Raw genomic sequence first — 6,509 nt, 5'->3', positions numbered from 1 at the left:
GCTGTTGCCCGCATCGCGCAACCGCACTCGTGCAGGCGATCCTCGTGCTGCAGCTGGTGGAAGAAGGCCGCTACTCAGGATGAAAAGGGCTCACTTATCTAAACGGCATCGGGATAGAGTGGCACAATTTCCGGCTCCGGCGTCCGTGGTGCGCGGAATTCGGCACCTGGCATTGCCGGCCCACACGAGCTCATTGGTGTAGTCTCGGCTCAGTTCGCGATAGGGGCCTCGTCGTATCGGCGACGTATGAAGCCGAGCATCTCCTGCAATTCGGTGGCGCTGATCCGCCGTCCGTGGACTTGTGTCGACGTCACCGGCATCCGGCCGGCATAGGCCCACTTGAGAAGACCATCATGGGATATTTCCGCACGAGCGTGATTGGCATTGTCGGGATGGAGGCAGAAAGGGATGTCGAGGATCCCTGACTTGAAGGCTCTCAAGATGGCCGAGGGGACGGTGGGAGCTAGCTCCAGGACTGCTTCCAGCATCGCCTCAGCTTCGCTGAGTATCTCCTTCTCCAACACCTCGGCAAGTCCGTCATCCAGCGTCGGGTATGACCCCGGCGGCTGTTCGCCGGCAATTTTGAGCGCGGCTATGTTGTCACTGACGAGAGGTATTCTGAAAGCTTCAGAAACGGTCTTCACAACGAGCCGATCGGCTCCCGCTTGGCGCGCCAGGTGGGCGCTGTCGATAATTAGCCGACGAGCTCCCTCGGCGCTTTGCGGAAAAACGCCCATGTAGGTGTAGATCACGAAGTGGATATCTATCTCTGGCAGGACTGCCGTCGTGAGCCGGCGAAGCGCGCGGATGGCCGCGATGTCCTGGCAGGGGTTGATCTGCTGGGCGTAGCTCAAAGAAAGGCTGCGGATCCCATAAGAGGTTGCGAACAGTCCTTCAAGAATGTTCAGAGCCACCAGCAGCGACGGTGGGCACAACTGACCGAGCATGCAGCCGGCGAATGATTCGAGATGCACCTCCGTCGGGCACGAGGCGAGCAGTTCACTCGCTCGCGCCCATTCCGCGACCGCCGTGTTCAGCGGAGTCCGGCCATAAGGGAAGCAGTAGGAGATGGGGCCGCCCTCCGTCGCGTGGATGCCGGCCTCGAGCATCGACGCGAAGATGTCGACAGGAGTTGGAGAGCCATGCCGCAATTGCACGGGGAAATCCGGACGCAACGATGCCAGCAGGCTGGAGGTCCGGACAGGGCCATGTGCAAGAAGCGGATACCCGTTGAGCGACCAGCCCTTGCGCACCGCATCGTGCGCCGCCTCGTACTGCCTGGTCCGCGTATAGCTGTCGAGCGTGATCGTCCCGACCGTATACGGCAGCGCCGCGACGGCCTGCAGCCCCGCCCGCATCTTGTCGACGTCGGGAAAGCCCATACGCGGCTGCACGACGAGGTGACCGGACCCGCTGGCATCGCGAACCGTTCGCGAGAAGAGATTACGGACGTCGGCCATGGTCACTCTCGCGTGGTGAGGGCGTGGTGGTGAGCGTTCTCGAAGCGGCGGAGGAACTCGTCTAACCGGTTGATGGAGTCCGGGGTGTCGAAAACCGCGTCGTAACCAAGACGCAGCAGCTCCTGTGCCTGGTCGGGGGGGAGAGGCCCGGCCACGCCCAACTTTCCTCCTATGACCACTTGGAGGCCGGCAAGTCCAGGGACCCGGCGAATGGCGCGAATGCAGGAGGGTGCCTCTATGACACCGTGACCGTTGACAGTGCTTAGGACAAGCAAGCTCGCATGCTCGGCCGAGCAGCTTTCGATGATCTCCTCCACAGGAGTGCAGGGTCCCAAGTTCGTCACCTGGTGACCGCGTTCCTCGAGCAAGAGTTGGAGATACATCAAATTCCAGGTGTGCGCGTCGGACGAAATCGTCGCAACGACGGTGCTCAGAGCGCGACTGACCACGGCGTCCGGCAGTGACCTCGCCGTTCCTGTTTCCACGTTGGTTTGCTCCTTCAAGACCACGGCGACACGGCGCGCTCGAATCACCGCAAGGGAACGAATGGCCCGCCATCGTTTGGGGTTCAGGCTCCATAAGGAGATGGGCGCCCGGCGCCGTGACGCAAGGTGCCTCAGAACACCGCGGAGTTCATCGTCGCGAACAGCTGCTCGGCCTGTTCGGAGAGCTGGGTCGCTTCGGGTAGGTTGCGCGCGCTGCCACGCAGTACGCGATGTCTCCCACGTATGGCTCGAAGGCGGTCGTGAGAATGACACTCTTCTGCTTCTCTTGGTCGCAGGCCAGGTCGATGTCCCGCACTGCCCAAAGGGTCTCCGCGAACCAGGGAACCTTCCAGGTCGTCCTCTCCAGGATGATCCGATCGTACTCGTACCGGCTGCCAATGATCTTCTTACGATGATCTCGTAGATATATCTCGAGCCGCTGGTGCGTCCGTTGCACTCGGTGAGAAGGACTTGTCCTTCGGGTGTCACGATCGCGTCGGAGCTGAAATAGCCTCGATGTCCCATGGAGTGGACCATCCGCGCCAGGCCGTAGCCGCACTCCATCATGCGTTCGGTGAGTTCAGGCGATTGGAACGGAAGAGGCGTGATTGCACCGACGCAATGAGGGGCGTATGGCATTTCCCCGGTCCCGCGCAGCTCGGACTCGTCCTCCCCGATGAAGAACTCGGCGAACACGGAGGCGCTGTCGGGGTGGTGTTCCTCGACTACGATCCGGTTCTTGCCCTTCGCCGTGAGAGCGTCCCACCGATTGGCAATATATTCGCGCACGTGGTCTTCGTCCGTGACGACAACTATCTCCCTCGCCTTCCGGGGATATATCCCTTGATACGGGCTCAGCAGGTAGTTGCCGCTGCCGGACGCAAGATATTCCTGCTTCAGTGTGAGCGGCACCCCGTCAGCGATCAGTCGCAACGCGGAGTCGGTGGCGGACTGGAGGTTCGTGTGAACCGAATCTCGGGCGATGGACATGCCGACGGCGGCAAGGGCACGGAACACGGCCTCGCTGTTGGTGAGCAACTCTCCCTCTCGGTGGAAGCATTCGTGCCCCGCCAGCCGATCCTCGATCCCCGGCAATTCCGCCGGCGCCGCCACGGACGGATCGGGCCAGAGCACGACGATCTCCTCGATGCCATCGCCCGCGGCCGCCGCGCGTATTTCTTCGTGAAGGTCGCCGTCCTCGGCGAACCAGAACAGGCGTTGCCTGCGATTATGCACAAGAGTCTTGCCGTGATTTCCGACGGTGCCCTCATTGAGAATGCTGGCAACGAGCAGTCTGGCCATAGGGCCCTCCTGTTTCTGACGCCGGCGATGGGGTGGTCGGTCACTTTGGCGAAGACAGTCCAGGCGGATATCCCCGACGCATGTGGTCGCTGAGCAGGACTCCGCTTCGCCGCTCTGGCGCCTGCCGAAAGTCCTGCCGCTCACATGTCGTGGGCGTACGAGTTCAGACAGCCTATAGACTCTCGCCTGCCGTGAACCAGCTGTTCAACGAGTGGCATTGCCCGCGGGGGCGGCAGTTACCTCGTGGCGCCGCACGGCGGGGAACCCGACAAGAAGTCCTGCCTCGCCCTGGATTTCGATCTGCGGGGCCAGGAATCTCAGGACATCACCGTCATAGTCGTCGTGCGCGTTGGGGAAGACCACCGCGCGGAGACCCGGCGAAGACGTATCTTGTCCGGCAGGTCCGGCTCGGGGCCGGTGTCTTCGTGCGGGCCGAAGAAGTGGCCTTCGTCGTGCCGTAGGAAGTGCGGTGGCTGATACTCGGTCAAGGGGCGGCCGAAGTGACTGACCAGGTGCGGCACAAGGGTGGCGAGTCGGCTGTTCACCTCGCTCATCGCCTCGGCGGAGACGTCAGCTCGCTTCGTCTTCCGAGATTGCACATCGGTTATCGGACCTCCTCGGCCGCCAGGATTCACAGCCGCCGCCTTAACGGTGCGCGGTCCACTTCGTCGCGCAACCAGGCGCCCAGCTCAGGCTCCAGGAGGTTCTTGTCGATGAAGAGCTCTTGGTTGTCTACAGCGTGATGTGCCTTACGCGGCATCGCTCCTTCTGGCGACATCGACATCGCCGCGTGCCCCCCATGAGTTTTTGGGGCATGCGGTTTGTCGTGCGTGCCGAGCACTCTTCTTGAGAAGGTGTTCGCAGCAATCCGAGGTGGGAGGTGGAGTGAGACGTCGGTGTGTCGCCGACGGCGTTCTCGCCGCCGTTTGACTTGGGTCTGGTGGTGATCTAGGTAAACTGCAAAGTGTGTTCGGTCCGTTGGATGGCGTCGGCCTCGGCTTTCCTACCCGAGATTGCGAAACAACCCAAGGCGTTGCGATCGTGGCTCGCGTGCTGCTTGAAGACATCGTCCCCCGGCTTGACGCTACTTGCGTGCTTTGTAGCGTGGTGCCGGTTTCGGGTGTCGTGGGTGGCTGGTTGATCCACGCCTTGGTCGGCAGCAGTGGCGGGTAGGGTCGCCGGCCGCGGAACCGTTCCGGATGCGCCTGGAAGGCCGCGTGGAGGGTGGCGATCCGGCGGGCCTGGATGTGCACGGCAGTGCCGTCATGCACCGAGGCGGGCGTGTGCATCGCAATCCCGGAATGACGATGCTCGTGATTGTAGTAGTGGAAGAACTGGCCGCAGAACACGTTGGCGTCTTCGATGGAGCCGAACCGGCCGGGAAAAGCCGGACAATATTTGAGGGTTTTGAACTGCGCTTCGAAGTAAAGGTTTTCGTTGGACGGGGATGCGATTGGTCGATGCCGAGGAGCGTGAGCAGGCCTGTGACGGTGTTGGAGGTCATCGACGTACCGCGGTCGGCGTGGATGAAGCGGGGCGCGACCGCGTGATTGGCGGCGATGGCATTTTGAATGAATTCTTTGGCCAGGGTGCCGTTCTCGTGGGCCAGATCCCCGTGGACGACTTTACGGGAGAAGATGTCGATGATGACGTACAGCAGGTAGTGGACGCCCCGCACTGGGCCTTTCAGTCTGGTGATGTCCCAGGACCGCACGAGGTTGGGGCGGTCGGCCTCCAGTTCGGGTTTGCTGCTCGGCGGGCGGACGGCCTGGGCTCGCCGCTTTGCCCGCGTTCGCAGGAGGCGGTACATGGTGGCCTGCGAGCACAGGTAGACACCCTTGTCCAGCGGGATCGCCCACACCTGGCCAGGCGACTTCTCGGCGAAGCGCGGCGAGCCGAGCACCGCCAGGACCTGCTCGCGTTCATCGTCGGACAGTTCGGCCGGGTGGTGAAACGGCTGGCGCGGTCCCTGCACGGGCGGGCGCGGGTTGCGCCGGCGGTGCACCGTGGTCCGGGATTTCCCGAACACCGCGCACGCTCTCACCGTGCCGACCGACTTTTCCAGGGCCGGGAAATACTCGTCCAGGACCTGGTTCAGTTCGTGTCGGAGTCCGCGCTGCTTGAGATGTCCTGAAGCAGCGCGTGCTGATTCGAAATTCGGTGAGAAGACGGGCGCGGCAGCGAACCCCAGCCAAGGATCGTCGGTCAGGGGTTGCCGGGAGCTCGGGTGTCAGACTGCGGCGTCTCCGAGGACTACGGGACGTCCGGTGAGTTGTTCGAGCTGGCGCATCAGGTTGCGGGTCTGCCGCTCCTTGTTGATGCGGGATTCGTAGAACCCGGGCGCGAGGTCGTGGAAGCGGGCATCGGGATCGGACAGCAGGTGCCAGGCGATGGTGAGCACGGAGTTTCCGACGGCGACCAAGGCTCGTCGTTTGCCTCGGCGTTTGGCGATCCGCCGGTATCTGGCGCCGAGGAAGGTGTCGGTGCGGGAGGTGGCGATGCCGATCTCGCCGAGCGCGCCGCTGAGCCAGGGGTTGCCCTTGCCGGTCGTAGAACTGTGGGTCTTGCCGGCCGATTGCCTGGCCTGCGGGCTATAGCGGGCCCAGGCCACGAGATGGTCGCTGGAGGGAAAGCGGCTCATGTCCACGCCGATCTCCGCGATGATCTCCTGGGCGGAGCTCCGGCCCACGCCGATCACCTCGATCAGCTGGTCGATCTGAACCGTGAACGGCTCCATCACCTGCTCGATCTTCTCCGACAGTTCGCCGATGCGTGCGGTGAGGTCGTCGATGTGGGCCAGCATCATGGTGCACAGGAAGGCGTGATGGTCGTCGAAGTGGCCGGTCAGGGCCTCTTGCAGCGCGTCCAGCTTGGCCCGCATCTTGCCGCGGGCCATGTCGGCGAGGACCTTCGGTGAGCGTTCGCCATCGATCATGGCTTGGAGCATCTGGCGGCCGGAGATGGTAAACAGGTTACTGATCACGCTGGTCAGCTTGATCTGGGCGTCTTCGAGGATCTTCTCCAGGCGCTGCTTCTCGCTGCTGCGCTCACGCACCAGGGTCCGTCGATAGCGGGTCAGGTCCCGCAGTTGCCGGATCGGTTTCGGCGGCACGAAGCTCGGCCGGCACATGCCTCGCTCGACGACCTCTGCCAGGCAGACAGCGTCGAGCTTGATGCCCCTATGGATTGTCAAGCAGCTGTCGTGGCGGCGGCTGTGGCGCTATGGGGCCTGGTGATGAGGTGGTAGATCTCACGGGCGACG

At 63.0% G+C, this 6,509-nt stretch carries 4 protein-coding genes and 2 pseudogenes; 1 reads left to right on the top strand and 5 read right to left on the bottom strand.

Annotated features, from left to right (window positions below):
• Nucleotides 1-83: pseudogene (locus ACIBI9_RS67535) on the top strand (IS5/IS1182 family transposase); the annotation flags it as partial.
• A gap of 126 nt (nt 84-209) precedes the next feature.
• On the opposite strand, the gene ACIBI9_RS67530 reads toward ACIBI9_RS67535, so the two are convergent.
• The 5 genes and pseudogenes from ACIBI9_RS67530 to ACIBI9_RS67510 form a co-directional block, all read right to left on the bottom strand.
• Nucleotides 210-1,460 carry a methylaspartate mutase gene (locus ACIBI9_RS67530; protein ID WP_397239568.1) on the bottom strand — a complete coding sequence of 417 codons (1,251 nt, stop codon included), beginning with the start codon at nt 1,458-1,460 and terminating at the stop codon, nt 210-212.
• A 2-nt stretch (nt 1,461-1,462) separates the two neighbouring features.
• Nucleotides 1,463-3,247, bottom strand: a complete 1,785-nt coding sequence (locus tag ACIBI9_RS67525) for a cobalamin B12-binding domain-containing protein (protein ID WP_397239564.1) — start codon at nt 3,245-3,247, stop codon at nt 1,463-1,465.
• Between the two features lie 749 nt (nt 3,248-3,996).
• On the bottom strand, nt 3,997-4,701 hold the full coding sequence (locus ACIBI9_RS67520; RefSeq protein ID WP_397239566.1) for an integrase core domain-containing protein: 705 nt from the start codon (nt 4,699-4,701) through the stop codon (nt 3,997-3,999).
• A gap of 41 nt (nt 4,702-4,742) precedes the next feature.
• Nucleotides 4,743-5,057 (bottom strand): annotated as a pseudogene (locus ACIBI9_RS67515) (DDE-type integrase/transposase/recombinase); the annotation flags it as partial.
• 420 nt (nt 5,058-5,477) lie between these two features.
• A complete protein-coding gene (locus ACIBI9_RS67510) occupies nt 5,478-6,440 on the bottom strand; it encodes an IS110 family transposase (RefSeq protein ID WP_397239562.1) in 963 nt (320 codons plus the stop codon).
• Nucleotides 6,441-6,509 lie beyond the last annotated feature (69 nt).

The sequence above is a fragment of the Nonomuraea sp. NPDC050451 genome, assembly GCF_044458585.1.
This window is presented reverse-complemented; position numbering and strand designations above follow the sequence as displayed.